We start from the raw sequence: 17,290 nt of genomic DNA, 5'->3' as shown, positions 1-17,290 counted from the left end.
CGCCCATGTCGATGACCCTGACGCTCTCGCTGCTGGCCGGCGCCCTGCTCGTGGCCGGTTTCGCCGGATGGCGGGGCGCGCGACCGAGCGACTTCCTGAAGCCGCGCATGGTGCCCTGGCGGTTCATCATGCTGCTGGCCGGAGCGCTGGCCTTCCTGCTGATGATCCACATCGGAACGCTGATGGGCGTCACGCCCCGGACCTGAGGCGGAACAGGCGCGCGGTCCGGCGGTTATCCCACCGAACGCAAACCGCAGGAGCCCGACATGGCCGATACACTCACCTCCGCCGAAGCCGAAAAAGAGTTCTGGAAGTCCCTCAAGGACTCCAACACCGGCCTGCTCGGCCTCGACCAGCCCGGGTATCACGCCCAGCCGATGACCGCCTTCCGCGAGGCCGAGACCGGCACGATCTGGTTCTTCACCCGCGACGACACCGATCTGGCGAAAGACGCCGGGGTCGGCGGCGGCCAGAGCGCCATGTTCCACTATGGCTCAAAGGACCAGAACACCTGGGCCTGCATCCATGGCGAGCTGTCGGTCCAGGGCAATGACCGCGAGATCGTCGACCGCTACTGGAACCCGGTGCTGGCCGCCTGGTATCCGGACGGCAAGGAGGATCGCCACCTGACCATCCTGCGCTTCGACGCCGATAACGGCCGCGTCTGGGTCAACAAGGGCGGTCTGGTCAGGTTCGCCTTCGAGATCGCCAAGGCCAATCTGACGAAGACGACGCCGGACGCCGGCGGGGTCGCTGATGTGAACCTGCAGTAGGTTCGATCAGGCAAAGATCAGGGGCGCCGTTTCGCGACGGCGCCCCTTTTGATGCCGGCAATCGGGTCAGCCCGCGAAACACCAGGCCAGCACGGCCTTCTGGGCGTGGATGCGGTTTTCTGCCTCGTCCCAGACAAGCGAGCGCGGTCCGTCGATCACCGCGTCGGTGACCTCCTCGCCCCGGTGCGCGGGCAGGCAGTGCAGGAAGACCGCGTCCGGATCGGCCAGGTCCATCAGGGCCTCGTCGACCGTGTAACTCTCGAACGCATGCAGGCGGGCCTCGTAGTCGCTGTCACCCATCGACACCCAGGTGTCCGTGATGACAACGTCTGCGCCCTTGACCGCATCGCGTGGGTCCGAGGTCAGACTGACAGCAGAGCCGCCCTTGGCCATGTCGTGCAGGTCGGGGTGATACTCGGCCGGGCAGGCGACGTTCAGGTGGAAGCCCAGCTTCGGCGCCGCGTGCATGAAGCTGTGGCAGACGTTGTTGCCGTCGCCGATCCAGGCCAGCGTCTTGCCCTCGATCGGGCCGCGCTGTTCCTCGATGGTCATGATGTCGGCCAGAATCTGGCACGGGTGCGAGCGGTCGGTCAGGCCGTTGACGACGGGCACGGTGGCGACCCGGGCGAACCTCTCGACGTCCTCGTGGCTGTTGGCGCGGATCATCACTGCGTCGACCATGCGCGAAAGGACCCGCGCGGTGTCTTCGACCGGCTCGCCGCGCCCCAGCTGCATGTCGCCGGCATTGGCGATGATGGCGTCTCCGCCCAGTTGGCGGATGGCGGCGTCGAAACTGAAGCGGGTGCGGGTCGAGTTCTTCTCGAAGATCATCGCCAGGACGCGATCCTTCGCCGGAGCATCGGCATCGACCCAGCCCTGGGGCCTGCCCTTGCGGGCGGCCTTGCGGGCATGGGCGTCGTCAAGGATGGCACGCAGCTCGGGCGCTTCCAGCCGGTGGATGTCGAGGAAATGTCTGACCATCTCTAAAACCCCGTGCATCCCCGCGAAGGCGGGGACCCAGTCCTTTTGTGAGGCACGGCGTCTGGGATGACGCTCACGCCCGGTGTGAAAGTCCGATCGCCCAAAGGTCTGGGTCCCCGCCTTCGCGGGGATGATCGGAGTGAGGTCAGGCTGCCGCCTTGATCTTGGTCCGCGCGCCTTCGCAGGTACGCTCCAGCCGTTCGACAGCCTCGCGGGCCTCGTCCAGCGTCAGGTTCAGGGGCGGCAGCATGCGCACGCAGTTGTCGCCGCCGCCGGCGATCAGCAGGTGCTGCTCGTCGCGCGCCCAGCCCATGAACTCGCGATTGTTAGGGATCAGCTTGAGCCCGATCAGCAACCCCTTGCCGCGCACGTCCTCGATCACGTCGGGGAAGCGTTCCTTCAGCCCGTGCAGTTGCTGCTTCACATAGCCGGCGATCTCGTTGACGTTGCCCAGGATCTCGTCGGAGTTGATGGCGTTGAAGGCCGCCAGGCCCACCGCCATGGCCAGCGGATTGCCGCCGAACGTCGAGCCGTGGGCCCCGACCGTCATGCCCTTGGCCGCTTCCGTCGTCGCCAGGCAGGCCCCGATCGGGAAGCCGCCGCCCAGCGCCTTGGCCACGGCCATGATGTCGGGAGCCATACCGGCCCATTCATGGGCCCACAGCTTGCCGGAACGGCCCATGCCGCACTGGACCTCGTCGAAGATGATCAGGACGCCGTGCTGGTCGCACAGCTCACGCAGGCCGCGCAGGCAGACGTCGGGCATGGCCCGGCACCCGCCCTCGCCCTGCACCGGCTCGACGATGATCGCGGCGGTGTTGGGTTCGGCGATCGCGGCCTTGAGCGCCTCGTGATCGCCCCACTTCAGCTGGTGGAAGCCCTGCATCTTGGGCCCGAAGCCCTCGGTGTAGCTGGGGTTGGCTGCAGCATTGATGGCCCCGTAGGTCCGGCCGTGGAAGGCGCCGTCGAAGCCGTAGATATCGATCCGCTCGGGCTGGCCGTTGGCGGCGTGGTATTTGCGCGCCGTCTTCAGCGCGCACTCGACCGCTTCGGTGCCGGAATTGGTGAAGAAGACGACGTCGGCGAAACTGGCCTCAGTCAGGGCGTCGGCCAGTTCTTCCTGACCCGGGATCTTGAAGATGTTGGAGACGTGCCAGAGCTTCTCGGCCTGGGCCTTCACAGCCTCGACCAGAACCGGGTGAGCGTGACCCAGGCCGTTGGTCGAGATGCCCTGAACGCAGTCCAGATACTCGGTCCCGTCCGTGGCCCACAGACGCGCGCCTCGCCCGCGATCCACTTCCAGCGGCGCGCGATTGTAGACACCCATCAAATGACCGGACACGGACAGACCTCCAGAAGAAACGAAGCCCCGGCGCGGGTGCGACGGGACTTTCAGCAGTCTGGCGTTGTCGGACGGGGGCGGGGGTTAGTCAACACCGGCCCCCGTCAGCCATGTCGATCCCATTGCAGGCGATAGAACCAAAGGCCACAGGCCACGACTGCGAGAACCCATATCGCCAGGATAAGCGCGCCAGCGACACGACTGGTCGGGCGATCCAGCATCTCGACTGCTCTCGCCCGGTGCTCCTCCAGAATCGCGGCGGGCAGGAGACGGATGACGGCGAGCAGGCCCAGTGGAACCAGGATCAGGTCGTCAACCATCCCGATCACCGGAATGAAGTCGGGGATGAGGTCGATGGGTGACAGCGCATAGGCGCTCACGGCCAGGGCCAGGAGCTTGGTGGGCCAGGCCACCCTGGGATCCCGTCCGGCCAGATAGATCGCCACCACGTCGCGCTTGAGCCGACGCGCCCAGTCACGGAGCACGGCCAGCACTCTTTGCGGATGACGGCCCGTCGTCAGCTCTTCAGCCGCCAGCCGGACCTGAACACCATCCAGCAGGCTCCGGCCATGACGACGGTCAAGACGCCCGACATCCCGACGCCAACCAGAAGGTTGCCCTCCGCGTGGCCGATGAAGCCGTAGCGGAAGCCGTCGATCAGATAGAAGAACGGGTTCCAGAGGCTGATGGCGGCGAACGGCTGCGGCAGGTTCTCGACCAGATAGAAGGTGCCCGACAGGAAGGTCATCGGCAGGACGACGAAATTCTGGACCGCTGATAACTGGTCGAACTTCTCGGACCACAGACCGGCGAGGACGCCGACCATCCCCATCAGCAGGGACGCGATCAGGCTGAAATACAGGATGGCCGCAATATGGGTCACGCCCAGTTTGGCGAACGGCATGACGCAGATCGCCGTAACCAGGCCGACCACGATGCCCCGGGTCGCGGCGCCGAGCGAGAAGCCGATCGTCAGCTCCAGCGGGCTCAGCGGGGGCGTGAGGAAGTCGGTCGAGGTGCCCATGATCTTGGCCTGGATGAGGCTTGAAGAGGCGTTGGCGAAGGCGTTGTTCAGGATCGCCATCATGATCAGGCCCGGAGCCACGAACTCGGCGAAGGGGGTGCCGTGCAGCGGCGGCCGCGCGCCCTTCAGCGCCACGACGAAGACCAGCATATAGAGCAGGGTCGTCACCACCGGGGCGGCGACCGTCTGGGCTCCGACCTTCCAGAAGCGCCGGACCTCGCGCAGGTACAGGGTCTGCACTCCGATCCAGTTGACCCCGGCGTAGTGGCGCGGGGTCGGCAGGCCGGAGGGGCGGGTGGAGGCGAGATCGGTCATGGTCCGTCAGATGCGGCCGCGTGACACGACACGCAAGGGCTCAGGCGAGGGGGTTAGCCCTGCGCCGCGCCTCGTCCGCCTCGGCGATGAGGCGCAGGCCCGATATCTCGGCAGCGTCGGGCGTCATGGTGATGGCGATCTCCGGCGGATCGACGACCCTCACGCAGCCATCGCCCGCCAATGGAGTCATAGGCTTACGCGTGATCGGCGGGTCGACGAGAGGCGTATTGGACATAGAGCCGAAACCCGGCCCGCCCGCGCCTGTTCCGTATCGCGGCGCTTGGGCTGGCTCAGCGAACACCGATTCAAGATGTAGTTTCTGTGGACGACTGATTCGCACATCTTGCGTCTGTTAAGGTCTCGTTTACGATTAGTTGTGGCTGACGGGACCCGGGAGGGGCTCCAGGCGCCAAATGTTGAATCAAAACTGTACCCCGGAGGGTGGCATGACCGCAGGCTGGACCGAAGATCGCGTCGGCGCGCTGAAGAAGCTGTGGCTCGAGGGGCAATCCGCCTCGCAGATCGCCAAACAGCTGGGCGGCGGCGTTACCCGCAACGCCGTCATCGGCAAGGTCCACCGCCTCGGCCTGTCGGGTCGCGCGACCCCGTCGCAGCCGGCGCGCACCGCCACCGCCTTCCGCCCGGCCCGTACGCGCACCACGCCCCCGGCCCAGCCGTCGGCGCCTCGGCGTATCGAGGCCGCACAGGCCGTGCCGCGCCCGGTCGTGACGACCCCCAGCTTGCCGGCCGTCGCCGAAATGCCCGGCACCGCCACGGTAATGACCCTGGGCGCCCACATGTGCAAATGGCCGATCGGGGACCCGTCCTCGACCGAGTTCAGCTTCTGCGGCCGTCGCGCCTCGGAAGGCGTCTACTGTCAGGAACACGCCCGTGTCGCCTACCAGCCGCAGATGAAGCGCGGCGGCAAGGAAGAGCTGGCTCGCAGCCTGCGTCGCTACATCTAGCTAAGGGCGCTATCGCTCGCGACGCGGTCGCTCACTGCTTGAGCGCGGAGTGTCATCTCCGCAGAGACCCGTCGATTGTCATCCCCGCGAAAACGGGGACACATCCGCCTCGCCAGGTCCCTGGCGAGACCGGGGCGGGGCTGCGGTTATCCGGGTTGACGCAGCCCCCCACCTCTCTCTTTGTAGGCTACCGCTCGACGCGCGGCGTCTCGCTGCTTGGGCCCGTTTGACACGCCCCCCTCGCCCGGCCGGGTCAGTTCAAAACCCGGCCGCCCGGCACGTCCAGGCTGAAGGCGGGGATGACGGCCTCGAACGACCGGCCGGTGGCGTCGGTCATCATATAGGCCCCCTCCATCGATCCCGACGGCGTCGGGAGCGGGCATCCGGACGCATAGGAATAGCTGTCGCCCGGCGCGATCAAGGGCTGTTCGCCGACCACCCCCGGTCCGCGCACCGTCTCGACATGACCCGTGGCGTCAGTGATGACCCAGCGGCGCGCCATCAGTTGTACTGCCTCGGGGCCGTGGTTTTCGATCTCTACCTGGTAGGCCCAGACCCAGCGACGCTCGTCCGGATCGGACTGGCCGGCCAGATAGCTGGGCCGAACGCGCACGATGACGCCTTGGGTTTCAGCCACATAGGGTGCGGTCTCATGCATGACCCACCGTCGCCCGGAGCCGGGATCGTGGCAAGCGTGGTCGCCCAACCCGCTATTTCTGGCGGCAATCCCTGTGTATGCCGTTCTCCATGACTCTTGAATTCCCCACGCCGGGCATCCTGCCGGCCCAGTCCATCGAGGCCCTGATCGCCGCCGGAGCAATCAGATCGGCCACGCCCTGGGACGCCGACCAGGTCCAGCCGGCCAGTCTCGACCTGCGCCTGTCCGACCGCGCCTGGCGCGTGCGCGCGTCCTTCCTGCCGGGCCGCCGACTGGTGTCCGAGCGGATCGCCGACGTCGAGATGCACCCGATCGACATGACCAACGGCGTCGTTCTGGAAAAGGGCTGCGTCTATATCGCCGAACTTCAGGAGCAGCTGAACCTTCCCAAGGGCCTGATCGCGCGCGCCAATCCGAAGTCCTCGACCGGCCGTGTCGATGTCTTCGTGCGCCTGCTCACGGATCGTGGCGGCGCGTTCGACGATGTGGACGAGGGCTATGAGGGACCGCTGTATCTGGAGATCGCGCCCCAGACCTTCTCCATCCTGGTGCGCCCCGGCACCCGGCTGAACCAGCTACGCCTGAAGGCCGGGGAGCCGCCGAAGCTGGAGACCCGCAGCGTCGGCGTCGACCTCCAGACCGGCGACATCGTCGGCTTCCGCGGCCGTCGGCACGCCGGCGTCGTCGATCTCGACAAGATCGACGGCCACGACCCGAAGGATTTCTGGGAACCGCTGACGCTCCGTCGCGGCGAACTGCTGCTGGACCCGGGCGAGTTCTACATCCTGGCCTCGAACGAAGCGGTCGAAATCCCGGTCATGCAGGCCGCCGAGATGACACCGATCGACCCCAGCGTCGGCGAGTTCCGCGTCCACTACGCCGGCTTCTTCGACCCCGGCTTCGGCACCGACGAGGCCCACGGCGCCGGATCGAAAGGGGTGCTGGAGGTCCGCACCCACGATACGCCGTTCCTGCTGGAACACGGCCAGATCGTCGCCCGACTGGTCTATGAACCGCTGACCGAACGCCCCTCACGCCTCTACGGCGAGGGCGGCAGCCACTACCAGCGGCAGGGGCTGAAGCTGTCGAAGCATTTCCGGGCGTGGGGCTAGATCCTCCCTCGTTGGGGGAGGTGGCGCGGCGCGCCTTCGCGAAGCGGTGGAGGGGGCTCGCCCCACCTCCGGCGTCTGAGGTTGCCCCCTCCACCGCTTCGCGGTCCCCCTCCCCCGATGGGGGAGGATTCACACCAGCTTGTCGGCCTTCCTCAGACTGGGGAACAGTTTCGCCCACACGCCCGTCGCCGCCAGCGCCCCGACCCCGCCGAACACGGCAGCCCCGATCGGCCCGAGGAACCGTACCATCACCCCGGAGTAGGCCTCGCCCAGTTCGTTCGACGCGCCGATGAACAGCATCGACACCGACGACACCCGCCCGCGCATGTGATCCGGCGTCGACAGCTGGATCAGGGTCTGGCGGATGTTGACGCTGATCATGTCGGCGGCTCCGCCGATAAACAGGGCCGCCGCCGAGATCCAGACAACCTTCGAGAGGCCGAAGACAATGGTGCAGATCCCGAACACGGCGACCGAGGCGAACATCAGCATCCCGCCCCGACCGGGGATCGGATAGCGGGCCAGGATCAGGGCCATCATGAAGGCTCCGACCCCGAACGAGGCGCGCAGCAGGCCGAACCCTTCCGGCCCGACATGCAGGATGTCCCTGGCGAAGATCGGCGTCAGCAGGGCCACGCCGGCGAACAGCACCACGATCAGGTCGAGCGAGATCGCGCCCAGCACGATCTTCGTGCTCCAGACATATTTCAGCCCGTCCTTCACCGCCTCCCAGCGATCGCCCGCGGCCTCGACCTGCGTCGGCTTGCCGCTCGTCTTGATGATCAGGAAACAGATCAGGCCCACGGCGAACATGGCCAGCGACACCGCATAGGCCAGCGGCACGTTCACGCCGACGATGACGCCACCCAGTGCCGGGCCGGCGATGGCCCCGGTCTGGAAGGCGATCGACTGGGCCGCGATGGCGCGCGGCAGGGCGGCGCGCCCGACCACCATCGGCAGATAGGCCTGGCTCGCCGGGGCAAGGAAAGCCCGCGACGCCCCGAACCCGACGGCCACGGCCAGAAGTCCCCACAGCGGCGGATTGCCGTGAATCGCCATGGCCATGAACGACAGGGCGCAGGTCCCCTCGGCCAGGATCGCCAGGATCACCGTGCCCCTCCGATCGCGCCGATCCGCCATCTCCCCGGCCGGCAGGGTCAACAGCAGCAAGGGGATGAACTGCGCCAGCCCGACGAGGCCGAGATAGAGGCTGGCCTGTTCGATTGGATGGTCGCGGCGCGCGATCTCATAGACCTGCCACAACAGGGCCGAGGACTGGATCTGGATCGCCAGCACCGCCGCGAGCCGGCCCAGCCAGATCAAACGGAAATCGTTGATGGCCCAGGGATTGGTCCCGTGGGCGGCCAGCGCGGCTTCGGCGTTGGGCTTGGTGATCGGCTCGGGCGCCTCAGGTGCGTCGGTCATGTTTCGGGTACGGCGTTCCGTCTCGGTGGAAATAACGGTCCCCCCCCAGGGGCAGGACCATGTCGATGTCGGGATAGTCGGCCCCGTCGCCGCCGGGGGTGCGCGTCCCGACTTCCAGCAGAACCGCCTCGGCGCCCGATCGGTTCTCGATCTTGTGGCCGTTCGGCACGCCCGCCTTGAAGCCCGCACAGTCGCCGGCCCTCAGCACCGTCTCGCCGTCCTCCTCGATCAGGACCACCTCGCCGGACAGGACCCAGACGAACTCGTCCTCGGTCACATGCCAGTGGCGCTGCGACGACCACGCCCCGGCCGGAAGCCGCAGCATGTTGACCCCGAACTGATCCAGCCCGGCCGCGTCACCCAGCTTCCAGCGACGGCGCGGCTTGCAGTGTTCGGCGTGCTCCTCCGGATAGGCGGTCCCGTGACCGGTCGGTGCGGCATCGAGGTCGATCTTCGGCATGGCGGTCCCCTTTCCGGCTGGACGCGATCTCCCTAAAGCATAGCCGCATGGGCGCAGCATCAACTCCTGTCATCGATCCTGTCGAACTGACCCGTGACCTGATCCGCAGGCCGTCCGTCACACCCGCTGACGCGGGCGCCATGGACACCCTTCAGCGCGTCCTCACCGACCTCGGCTTCACCTGCCGCCGCATGGCCTTCGAGGGGCCGGGCGGCGAGGGCAGGGAGGCGCGGATCGAGAACCTCTACGCCCGGCGCGGGACCGCCTCGCCCAACCTCTGCTTCGCCGGCCACACCGACGTCGTCCCGACCGGCGAGGCCGCCGCCTGGTCGTCCGGCCCGTTCGAGGCCGAGGTCAGGGATGGCATCCTCTATGGCCGGGGGGCCGTGGACATGAAGGGCGGTATCGCCGCCTGGGTCGCCGCCGTGTCGCAGGTCCTGGCCGAGGGCGAACCGGCAGGCTCCCTCTCCTTCCTCATCACCGGCGACGAAGAGGGCCCCGCGCTGCACGGCACCAAACGGGTGGTCGAGACCCTGATGGCCGAGGGCGAGGTCATCGACGCCTGCGTCGTCGGCGAACCGTCGTCGCAGCAGCAGCTCGGCGACATGATCAAGATCGGCCGGCGCGGCTCGCTGAACACCTGGATCACCGTCCACGGCAAACAGGGCCACGTCGCCTATCCCGCCCGGGCCGCCAATCCGGCCCCCGTGCTGGTGCGCCTGCTGGCCGCGCTCGACGCCCATGTGCTCGACACGGGCTACGAAGCCTTCCAGCCGTCAAACCTGGAGATCACCACCATCGACATCGCCAATCCGGCGACGAACGTCATCCCGGCGGAGGCCCGCGCGCGGCTCAATATCCGCTTCAACCCGGCCCAGACCGGCGACGGCCTGATCGACTGGCTGAACCGCGAGGCGGGGCGTATCCAGGCCGAGACCGGCCTGCAGATCACCCTGGACCACATGTGCTCCGGCGACGCCTTTCTGACGCCGCACGGCCCGTTCGTGACGGCGGTGCAGGACGCGGTGGAGGCCTCGACCGGCGTGCGCCCGGAAGCCTCCACCACGGGCGGCACGTCGGACGCCCGTTTCATCCGCGTCCTGTGTCCGGTCCTTGAGCTGGGCCTCGTCGGGCAGACCATGCATCAGATCGACGAGCGGGTTCCGGTCGTCGAGCTCGATGCCCTGACCGCGACCTATCGCAGGGTCATCAAGGCGGTTCTGGCCGGCTAGTTCAGCGGTCCGGTCGGCGTCGCAGCCATCAGCGCCAATCGGGCGATACGGCGGTCCATGTCGGCGACCAAAGCCTCAAGTCGCGCCTTTTCCGACGCCATATCCACGGGCGTGCCGTCCTCATAGAGGATCTGCGCGCCCTGCTGGATCAGGTTCAGGCGATGGATCGCCGTGTCGCGCGCGGCCTTGAAGCGTTCCAGTTCGGTGTCGGAGGAGGTCATTGGCCTCCCCTCGCCGCCCCTGCGCCGCAGGTCAAGCTTCAGGCGAGGACCGCCGCTGCGTGATTCATCATCACCACCGCTCCACCCATCGTCGCGAGAAAGGAGGCGAGGAAGAAGCCGGTCTCTCGCCAGAGCTGGTGTCGAGACATCGGCTCGATGGCGGGAAGATGGAAGTTCAGGATCCTCATGGTCGCTCTCCGGGCGTAACCTTCGCAGGGTGCGCCCGGGTTCTTGAGCGATCGTGCACAAACGTGGCGAACCCGCCGTTGACCTATTCCCGCTCCAGAAAGCGCAGGGCCGAGAGGGCATGGGTCTTCACACCGAGCACCAGCACATCCTCGTTGACGTCGAACCGGGGCGAGTGGTTCGGCGCGGCCGTCGCCGGATCGACGCCGTCGGCGGTCCCGCCAAGGTGGTAGAAGACCCCCGGGACCTCATTCTGGAAGTAGGAGAAGTCCTCCGCCACCGTCGTCGGCGGCGCCGCCGAGTTGACGTTGCCCTCGCCCGCAGCCTCGGTCAGGACCGGGGCCAGCCAGGCGGACAGGTCTTCATTGTTGAACACCAGGGCGGCGTTCTGGCGGATCGAGAAGTCGGCGGTCGCGCCATAGGCTTCGGCGACGTGGTCGATGGCAGCCTCGGCCCGCTTCACCAGATCGTCGCGCTGGGCCACGTCGAAGGTGCGCAGCGTGCCCGACATCACCGCCTCGTCGGGAATGATGTTGTAGCGGACGCCCGCCTGGATCGTGGCGATGGTGAAGACGGTCGGCGTGGTCGTCGGATCGATGGTCCGGGCCGTCAGGGTGTTCACCGTCTGGATCACCTGTCCCGCCACGGCGATGACGTCGACGCCGCGCCACGGCCAGGCGCCGTGCGTCTGGCGCCCGTGCAGGGTGATGTCGATCCGGTCCGACGCGGCCATAAAGCCCTGCGGTCGATAGAAGACCGTCCCCGCCCGGCCCGGCACGACATGCAGGCCGAAGATGGCCTCGACCTTCGGGTTCTCAAGAGCTCCGTCCTGGATCATCAGCCGGGCGCCGCCCAGCGGCTCTCCCGGAGGACCCCCCTCCTCCGCCGGCTGGAAGATGAAGACGACGGTCCCCGCGAACCGGTCTTTCATCTCGCTCAGCACGCGCGCGGCGCCCAGCAGCATGGCGATGTGGGCGTCATGACCGCAGGCGTGGGCCACCGGCACAGTCTGGCCCTGATAGGTCCCCGTCGCAGTCGAGGCGAACGGAAGACCCGTCGCTTCCAGCACCGGCAGGGCGTCCATGTCGGCGCGCAGGGCGACGACGTGCTGCAGCCCGGATCCGGTCCCGCGCAGGACGCCGATGACGCCGGTGCGTCCCACGCCCTCGCGCACCTCGATGCCCATTTCGCGCAGATGCCCGGCGACGAAGGCAGCCGTGCGCGTCTCGGCCAGGCCGAGTTCCGGATGGGCATGGAGGTCGCGGCGCCAGGCGATGACATCCGCCTCGATCCCTTGCGCCGCCGTCGCGATGTCGGCGGCGGGCACGGTCTGGGCGAAGGCGGGAGCCGCGACGAGGGTGAGGGCGGCGGCCCAGAAAACGGAGTGCGCGGCGATACGGATCATGAAAGCTCCCGGGAAGGTGCGGGATGATGACGGTGTCGCGTCCGCGGACGCAAGCGCCTTGCGTCACGCCGCTCGTTGACCGACATCAGGTCATGACCATCAAGACCTCGAAGACGAAATGGCGCGACGTCGTCCTGGTCTGCAAGAAATGCCAGAAGAGGCTCGATGGCGGCTTCGGCCCGCACGGCGACAAGAGCCTGAAGAAGGCGCTGAAGAAGTATCTGAAGCCCGGCGACGGCAAGGGGCGCAAGGCGGAGCTGGCCGTGATCGAGACGGCCTGTTTCGACGTCTGTCCGAAGAATGCGGTCGTCGCCATCAACGCGGCGAACCCCAAGGCCCTGCTGATCGTCCCGGTCGGCGCCGACCTGTTCGAGGTCAAGGCGCGGCTGGGGCTCGACGACGGGCGACGGCTGAAGCCGACGTTGACCGTCGTCGAGCCCCCCTCTCCCGGCGGGAGAGGGCTTGAGGCTCGCAGAGCGTAGCGATGCGTTCTTAGCCGAAAGGGTGAGGGGTTGCCCCCACCGGTTAGCGCCAGCCCCTCACCCTTTCGCGTTTCCAATCGCTGCGCTCCTGGACGCTCAAGCCCTCTCCCTTTGGGAGAGGGATCACGCGACCACCTTCTCCATCGCGGCTTTAATCGCATCGGCGCCGGCGTTCATCATCGCCTCGATCCGCTCGCCCGGTCCTTCCGGGAGGAAATCGACGACCCAGACGAACCGGCATCGGTCCTCGCCTTCAGGCACGATGGTATTCGAGGCGCTGTGGTGTTCGAACAGATCAGCGAGGATCGAATAGACAATGCGGCGATGGTCGTCGTCGATGGCGATCAGCCGCTCGCGCATGACCAGGCCTCCGTTGAAGGTAACGGTGCGGATGTCCCCATCGACCACCGTGTCCAGGATGAAACCCGGCGCGACCCGGGCGTGCAGCGCCCCGAAATCGCGCAGCCGATCCCAGACGAAGTCCGCCGACGCCTCGATGATCCGCTCGATGTGGAGGGTGGCCATACCCGTCTCCCGTTCCCCTGCACGGTGGCGAATTCGTCGCCCGATGTCTCGCGGCATTCGGACGGGATCGCCGACCTTCCACACGACACCCATCAACGCACGCCCGGAATCTCTCAACGATTTCAGCATCGCGACGAAATTTACAGGTTTATTTCAGGCGCCTCTGAAAATCGTGCGACACTTTCCCGACTTTTCGAACGGCCGTCCCGCCGCCCGCCTTCGATGTAGACTTTGTCGACTCCGTAGACTCTATTTTCAGAGTCGCGGCCCCCTCCTCCGAACACGGATCCAGACAAGACTCCATGTCCCCCCGCTCTCCCGCCTTCATGATCCTGTTCGCCGTCAGCCTGATCGCGACGGCGGGGAACATGGGGCTGCAGTCGGTGCTCCCGGCGATCGGGCGCGAGTTCCATCTGGCCGACACCCTGGTCGCCGGCGCCTTCGCCATCTCGGCCCTGATGTGGACGTTGACCTCGCCGTTCTGGGCGCGCTGGTCGGACAGTATCGGGCGCAAGAAGGTCATCCTGATCGGCCTGACAGGCTTCGTCGTCTCGATGACCGGCTTCGGTCTGGCGGCGACCTCCGGCATCGAGGGCTGGCTGGGCGCCGGCGTCGCCTTCATCCTGATGGCGACGGCCCGGACCATCTACGGCGTGTTCGGCTCCGCATCTCCCATCGCCTCCCAGGCCTATGTCGCCGACCGCACCACCCCGGAGCAACGAACCCAGGCCATGTCCCTGCTGGCCTCGGCCCAGGGCCTGGGCACGGTGATAGGGCCGGTGCTGTCGCCCTTCTTCATCCTGCCGCTCGTGGGGCTGGCGGGACCGATGTACGTCTATGCACTCGTCGGCGTGGTCGTGCTGCTGGTCGTCTGGTTCAAGCTCCCGAGCGGCGAGGTGATCCGCACCCCCTCGCCCAGCGGACGACGCGGCGCCGCCGCCAGGGGCCTGTGGCGCGACCCGCGTGTGCGCGACTTCCTGCTGTTCGGCCTGTTCATCACGGGGGCCCAGGCGGTCAACATCTCGGTCCTGGGTTTCCACATCATCGACGAGTTCGCGGCTACCGGAATAAAGGCGCGCCAGGCCCAGCCCTTCATCGGCTTGGCCATGTTCGCGGGCGCCCTGGCGACCCTGATGGTGCAATGGGGACTGATCCCCCTGCTCAAGATGCAGCCGCTCCAGCTGATGCGCTGGGGGGCGATCCTGGCCCTGCTTGGCAACCTGCTGACGATCGCGGCCCCGGCCTATTTCGGGGTCGTCGTTGGCTATGCCGTGGTGTCGATGGGGGTCGGTTTCGCCCGGCCGGGCTTCACTGCGGGCGCCTCGATCGCGGTGGGGCCGCACGAGCAGGGGGCCATCGCCGGGCTGATGATGTCGCTGGCGGGGCTCAGTTTCCTGGTGCCGCCGGTCGTCGGGGTAGCGCTGTACGAGATGGTCGAGTGGGCGCCGTTCGCGGCCAACGCAGCCTTGCTCGCGGCGGGCGTCGCCCTGGCCTACCTCAGCCCGGTGCTGCGCTACGACCCCACCCCGGGCGTCGAGGACAACCCCCCGCCCGATGCGCCGCCGGCCTCGCAACCAGGGCCTGAGGGCAACCGCTAGCTGTGGGCGGGCTGGTGCACCGAGCAGCCCCAGAACCTGTCCTCGGGCCGACCGAAGATCGGACCCGGGGCGAGCGGTAGCCCGCAACCAGAATGGCCGGTCTTGCGTCCGGGCGAGAGGCTTGCGACATCGTCGGGCATGAACTTCAAGGTCGAAAAACGCGTCGGCGTCCGCGCCCCTTCCGACAGGATCTGGGAGGTCATCGCCGACCTGCCGGGCTGGGACCAGTGGAACCCGATCGAAACGGGCGTCAGCGGAACCATCGCCTTCGGCGGCGTGATCAATCTGACGGAACGCATCGAAGGCCAGCCGGAGCGTCAGGTCACCGGTCGCGTCGCCGACTGGCAGCCGAACGCCCAGCTGGTCTGGACCGAGAAGCGCGGCTGGCTGTTCAACGTGGTCCGCTACTACGAGATCGAGGAACTCGAGCCCGGCAGCTGCATCATCGCCAACGGCTTCATCTTCTCCGGCTTCCGCGGCGAAGGCTTCCACGACAAGCACAAGAAGACGATCCGCACCGCCTGCGAAGCCATCGGCGAGGCTTTGAAGCTGAAGGTCGACAGCCTGTAGGCGGACCTATTTCTCCGCGCTCTGCTCGGCGCGGGGCACGTCCCTGGCCGCATTCGAGGCCATGGTGTCCTGGATCTTGATGATGGCCGGACCCAGGATGACGGTGAACAGCACCGGCAGGAAGAACAGGATCATCGGCACAGTCAGCTGGGCCGGCAGGGCCGCCGCCTTCTTCTCCGCCGCCGACAGGCGCAGATCGCGGTTTTCCTTGGCCATGGTCCGCAGCGCGGACCCTAGGGGCGTGCCGTACTGTTCGGCCTGGACCATGGCCGTGGCGACGGCGCGGACGCCCGGATGGTTGGTCCGTTTGGCCAGGCCCTCATAGGCCATGCGGCGCTCTGGCAGGTAGCTGAGCTCGGCGGACAGCAGGCTGAGTTCCTCGGCCAGGGCGATGGAGGTGGTGCCGATCTCTTGGGCCACCTTCACGATCGCGGACTCGATCGACATCCCCGCCTCGACGCAGATCAGCATCAGGTCGAGCGCGTCGGGAAAGGCCTGCATGATCGACGTCTTGCGCTTGGCGATCACGTTCTGGAGGAACATGTTCGGGGCGTAGAACCCGGCCATGGCGCCCGCCATCACGATCGCCACCTTGACCATCAACGGCTGGCCGAAGTCGTTGATGAAGAAGATGTAGACCCCCGCCAGCAGGAAGCCGACGAAGGGCGAGGCGAACCGGAAGAAGTAGAAGGTCGTCAGCGGCCGGGGGCCCCGGAAGCCGGCCTGGGCCATCTGCTCGACGACCTTGGGGTCCTCCAGCATCTTGGTCAGGTTCAGCCGGTCGACGACCCGCTTCTTGAAGCCGTCGTCGGTATGGCGCAGACCGCCCTGCCCGCCGGCGATGGCCTGACGCGACCGGCGCTTCAGCTCGTCGCGGCGCACGGCGACCGCCTTCATCCGGCTTTCCAGGGCCACGCCGCTCCCCATTCCGCCCAGCAGGGTCAGGATGGTGGCGAAGACCAGCACGGCGACCGCCAGACTGATCAGGTTCACCGGCTCGACGATGGCGCGCATGATGGATTCCATCTCGCCCTCCTAGAACTTGAACGAAATCATGCGCTTCATCACGAAGATGCCGATCGCCATCCAGGTGGCGCCGCACAGCAGCATGATCTGGCCGCGGAAGTCGGTGAACATCAGCAACATGTAACTGGGGGTCGTGATCGAGACGAGGATCATGACCACGGGCGGCATGGAGCCGATGATGCCCGCCGAGGCCACCGCCTCGGACGACAGGGCCTTGATCTTTTCCCCCATCATACGGCGCGCACGCAGCACGGTCGAAAGGTTGCCCAGCGCCTCGGCCAGGTTGCCGCCGGTCTTCTGCTGGATGGCGATGACGATGGCGAAGAACTTCAGCTCCGGCGTCGGCATCCGCTCGTACATCCGGTCGAGGGCCTGGGACAGGGTCAGGCCCACGCCCAGCCCCTCGACCAGCTTCTGGAATTCGGGACCGAGCGGCGCGGGGCTCTCCCTGCCGATGATCTTGAAACACTCGTGGACCGGCAGGCCGGTCTTGATGCCGCGCACGATGATATCGACAGCGTTGGGGAATTCGGCTGCGAACTTCTTCATCCGGCTCTTGCCGATGAAGCCGACGACCCAGCGCGGCAAGCCCAGACCGGCGACCAGGCCCGCGCCCAGGGCGACGAAAACGTTTGGCCCGAACAGCAGCGCCAGCAGGAAGACGATGAACCCGGCGGCGATGCTGATGATCGTGAAGGTCCTGATCGTCATGGCCAGGCCGGCGTGCTTCAGTTTGGCCGCCATCGTCATGCGGGCCTTGCGCTCCTGGCGGTCGGCCTCCTTGAGTTGAAGCTCGATGGCCTTGCGTCGGGCTTCGGGCGTATTGACCTCCGCCTTCGCGGCCTTGGCGCGTGCGTTGCGCGCCGAGGGAGAGGTGAATCCTTCAGCGCGCTTCAGGGCCTGGGCGCTGGAATCATCGCCGCCGACGAAGGCCCAGCCCAGGCCGCCGATGGTGATGAAGGCGAGGATCGCGGCGAGGATCGGCAGCAT

At 67.2% G+C, this 17,290-nt stretch carries 22 protein-coding genes; 8 read left to right on the top strand and 14 right to left on the bottom strand.

Annotated features, from left to right (window positions below; translation table 11 throughout):
* The first annotated feature begins 5 nt into the window (after window positions 1–5).
* Window positions 6–206, top strand: a complete 201-nt coding sequence (locus ACP7AU_RS07595) for a hypothetical protein (RefSeq protein ID WP_426051021.1) — start codon at window positions 6–8, stop codon at window positions 204–206.
* 60 nt (window positions 207–266) lie between these two features.
* Window positions 267–773, top strand: coding sequence for a pyridoxamine 5'-phosphate oxidase family protein (locus ACP7AU_RS07590; RefSeq protein WP_426051020.1), 507 nt, complete (start codon window positions 267–269; stop codon window positions 771–773).
* Window positions 774–839: 66 nt separating this feature from the next.
* Here the strand turns inward: ACP7AU_RS07590 and argF are convergent, their stop codons facing one another.
* The 5 genes from argF to ACP7AU_RS07565 all read right to left on the bottom strand — a co-directional run bounded on the left by argF (window position 840) and on the right by ACP7AU_RS07565 (window position 4,598).
* Entirely contained in the window at window positions 840–1,754 is a 915-nt protein-coding gene (argF, locus tag ACP7AU_RS07585; protein ID WP_426038169.1) for an ornithine carbamoyltransferase, read from the bottom strand.
* A gap of 145 nt (window positions 1,755–1,899) precedes the next feature.
* Window positions 1,900–3,081: an aspartate aminotransferase family protein gene (locus tag ACP7AU_RS07580; RefSeq protein ID WP_426051033.1), complete on the bottom strand. Its 1,182-nt coding sequence runs from the start codon at window positions 3,079–3,081 to the stop codon at window positions 1,900–1,902.
* A gap of 119 nt (window positions 3,082–3,200) precedes the next feature.
* Window positions 3,201–3,581 (bottom strand): YkvA family protein, encoded by a 381-nt coding sequence (locus tag ACP7AU_RS07575; RefSeq protein ID WP_426038167.1) that lies wholly within the window; start codon window positions 3,579–3,581, stop codon window positions 3,201–3,203.
* Between the two features lie 32 nt (window positions 3,582–3,613).
* Window positions 3,614–4,435: an ABC transporter permease gene (locus ACP7AU_RS07570; protein ID WP_426051019.1), complete on the bottom strand. Its 822-nt coding sequence runs from the start codon at window positions 4,433–4,435 to the stop codon at window positions 3,614–3,616.
* A 40-nt stretch (window positions 4,436–4,475) separates the two neighbouring features.
* Window positions 4,476–4,598 carry a hypothetical protein gene (locus ACP7AU_RS07565; RefSeq protein ID WP_426051018.1) on the bottom strand — a complete coding sequence of 41 codons (123 nt, stop codon included), beginning with the start codon at window positions 4,596–4,598 and terminating at the stop codon, window positions 4,476–4,478.
* A 283-nt stretch (window positions 4,599–4,881) separates the two neighbouring features.
* Here ACP7AU_RS07565 and ACP7AU_RS07560 point away from each other — a divergent pair, with 283 nt between their 5' ends.
* Window positions 4,882–5,400, top strand: a complete 519-nt coding sequence (locus ACP7AU_RS07560; protein WP_303696410.1) for a GcrA family cell cycle regulator — start codon at window positions 4,882–4,884, stop codon at window positions 5,398–5,400.
* 253 nt (window positions 5,401–5,653) lie between these two features.
* Here ACP7AU_RS07560 and apaG read toward each other — a convergent pair whose 3' ends face one another.
* Entirely contained in the window at window positions 5,654–6,058 is a 405-nt protein-coding gene (apaG, locus tag ACP7AU_RS07555; RefSeq protein ID WP_426038161.1) for a Co2+/Mg2+ efflux protein ApaG, read from the bottom strand.
* A gap of 89 nt (window positions 6,059–6,147) precedes the next feature.
* On the opposite strand from apaG, the gene ACP7AU_RS07550 reads away from it, so the two are divergent.
* Complete coding sequence (locus ACP7AU_RS07550; RefSeq protein WP_426038159.1) at window positions 6,148–7,170, top strand: 2'-deoxycytidine 5'-triphosphate deaminase; 1,023 nt, start codon at window positions 6,148–6,150, stop codon at window positions 7,168–7,170.
* Between the two features lie 129 nt (window positions 7,171–7,299).
* Here ACP7AU_RS07550 and ACP7AU_RS07545 read toward each other — a convergent pair whose 3' ends face one another.
* Together ACP7AU_RS07545 and ACP7AU_RS07540 are read right to left on the bottom strand one after the other, a co-directional pair.
* Window positions 7,300–8,595, bottom strand: a complete 1,296-nt coding sequence (locus ACP7AU_RS07545; protein WP_426038157.1) for an MFS transporter — start codon at window positions 8,593–8,595, stop codon at window positions 7,300–7,302.
* Entirely contained in the window at window positions 8,579–9,055 is a 477-nt protein-coding gene (locus tag ACP7AU_RS07540) for a cupin domain-containing protein (RefSeq protein WP_426038155.1), read from the bottom strand. Before ACP7AU_RS07540 ends, ACP7AU_RS07545 begins: the two co-directional genes overlap by 17 nt.
* Before the next feature lie 47 nt (window positions 9,056–9,102).
* Between ACP7AU_RS07540 and dapE the strand changes: the two genes are divergently transcribed.
* On the top strand, window positions 9,103–10,287 hold the full coding sequence (gene dapE / locus ACP7AU_RS07535; protein WP_426051017.1) for a succinyl-diaminopimelate desuccinylase: 1,185 nt from the start codon (window positions 9,103–9,105) through the stop codon (window positions 10,285–10,287).
* Here the strand turns inward: dapE and ACP7AU_RS07530 are convergent.
* The 3 genes from ACP7AU_RS07530 to ACP7AU_RS07520 form a co-directional block, all read right to left on the bottom strand.
* Window positions 10,284–10,508, bottom strand: coding sequence for a hypothetical protein (locus ACP7AU_RS07530; RefSeq protein WP_425991901.1), 225 nt, complete (start codon window positions 10,506–10,508; stop codon window positions 10,284–10,286). The genes dapE and ACP7AU_RS07530 overlap by 4 nt on opposite strands.
* A 38-nt stretch (window positions 10,509–10,546) precedes the next feature.
* On the bottom strand, window positions 10,547–10,696 hold the full coding sequence (locus ACP7AU_RS07525) for a hypothetical protein (RefSeq protein WP_426038150.1): 150 nt from the start codon (window positions 10,694–10,696) through the stop codon (window positions 10,547–10,549).
* A gap of 83 nt (window positions 10,697–10,779) precedes the next feature.
* Window positions 10,780–12,099, bottom strand: coding sequence for an amidohydrolase (locus ACP7AU_RS07520; protein ID WP_426051016.1), 1,320 nt, complete (start codon window positions 12,097–12,099; stop codon window positions 10,780–10,782).
* A gap of 92 nt (window positions 12,100–12,191) precedes the next feature.
* Between ACP7AU_RS07520 and ACP7AU_RS07515 the strand changes: the two genes are divergently transcribed.
* Window positions 12,192–12,581 (top strand): hypothetical protein, encoded by a 390-nt coding sequence (locus ACP7AU_RS07515; protein WP_426051015.1) that lies wholly within the window; start codon window positions 12,192–12,194, stop codon window positions 12,579–12,581.
* 123 nt (window positions 12,582–12,704) lie between these two features.
* Here the strand turns inward: ACP7AU_RS07515 and ACP7AU_RS07510 are convergent, their stop codons facing one another.
* Window positions 12,705–13,106: an SRPBCC family protein gene (locus ACP7AU_RS07510; protein ID WP_426038144.1), complete on the bottom strand. Its 402-nt coding sequence runs from the start codon at window positions 13,104–13,106 to the stop codon at window positions 12,705–12,707.
* A 302-nt stretch (window positions 13,107–13,408) separates the two neighbouring features.
* On the opposite strand from ACP7AU_RS07510, the gene ACP7AU_RS07505 reads away from it, so the two are divergent.
* Both ACP7AU_RS07505 and ACP7AU_RS07500 read left to right on the top strand, forming a co-directional pair.
* On the top strand, window positions 13,409–14,704 hold the full coding sequence (locus tag ACP7AU_RS07505) for an MFS transporter (RefSeq protein WP_426051014.1): 1,296 nt from the start codon (window positions 13,409–13,411) through the stop codon (window positions 14,702–14,704).
* A gap of 138 nt (window positions 14,705–14,842) precedes the next feature.
* Window positions 14,843–15,274: an SRPBCC family protein gene (locus ACP7AU_RS07500; RefSeq protein ID WP_426038140.1), complete on the top strand. Its 432-nt coding sequence runs from the start codon at window positions 14,843–14,845 to the stop codon at window positions 15,272–15,274.
* A 6-nt stretch (window positions 15,275–15,280) separates the two neighbouring features.
* Here ACP7AU_RS07500 and ACP7AU_RS07495 read toward each other — a convergent pair whose 3' ends face one another.
* Together ACP7AU_RS07495 and ACP7AU_RS07490 are read right to left on the bottom strand one after the other, a co-directional pair.
* Window positions 15,281–16,300, bottom strand: a complete 1,020-nt coding sequence (locus ACP7AU_RS07495; RefSeq protein ID WP_426038138.1) for a type II secretion system F family protein — start codon at window positions 16,298–16,300, stop codon at window positions 15,281–15,283.
* 9 nt (window positions 16,301–16,309) lie between these two features.
* The gene (locus ACP7AU_RS07490) at window positions 16,310–17,290 is read right to left on the bottom strand and encodes a type II secretion system F family protein (RefSeq protein WP_426051013.1); all 981 of its coding nucleotides are present in this window, start codon (window positions 17,288–17,290) and stop codon (window positions 16,310–16,312) included.

Origin of the sequence: Brevundimonas sp. SL161, from assembly GCF_049896985.1 — a bacterium.
Taxonomy (GTDB): Bacteria; Pseudomonadota; Alphaproteobacteria; order Caulobacterales; family Caulobacteraceae; genus Brevundimonas.
Note: the sequence above shows the minus strand (reverse complement) of the source record. Positions and strands in the feature narration are given on the sequence as shown.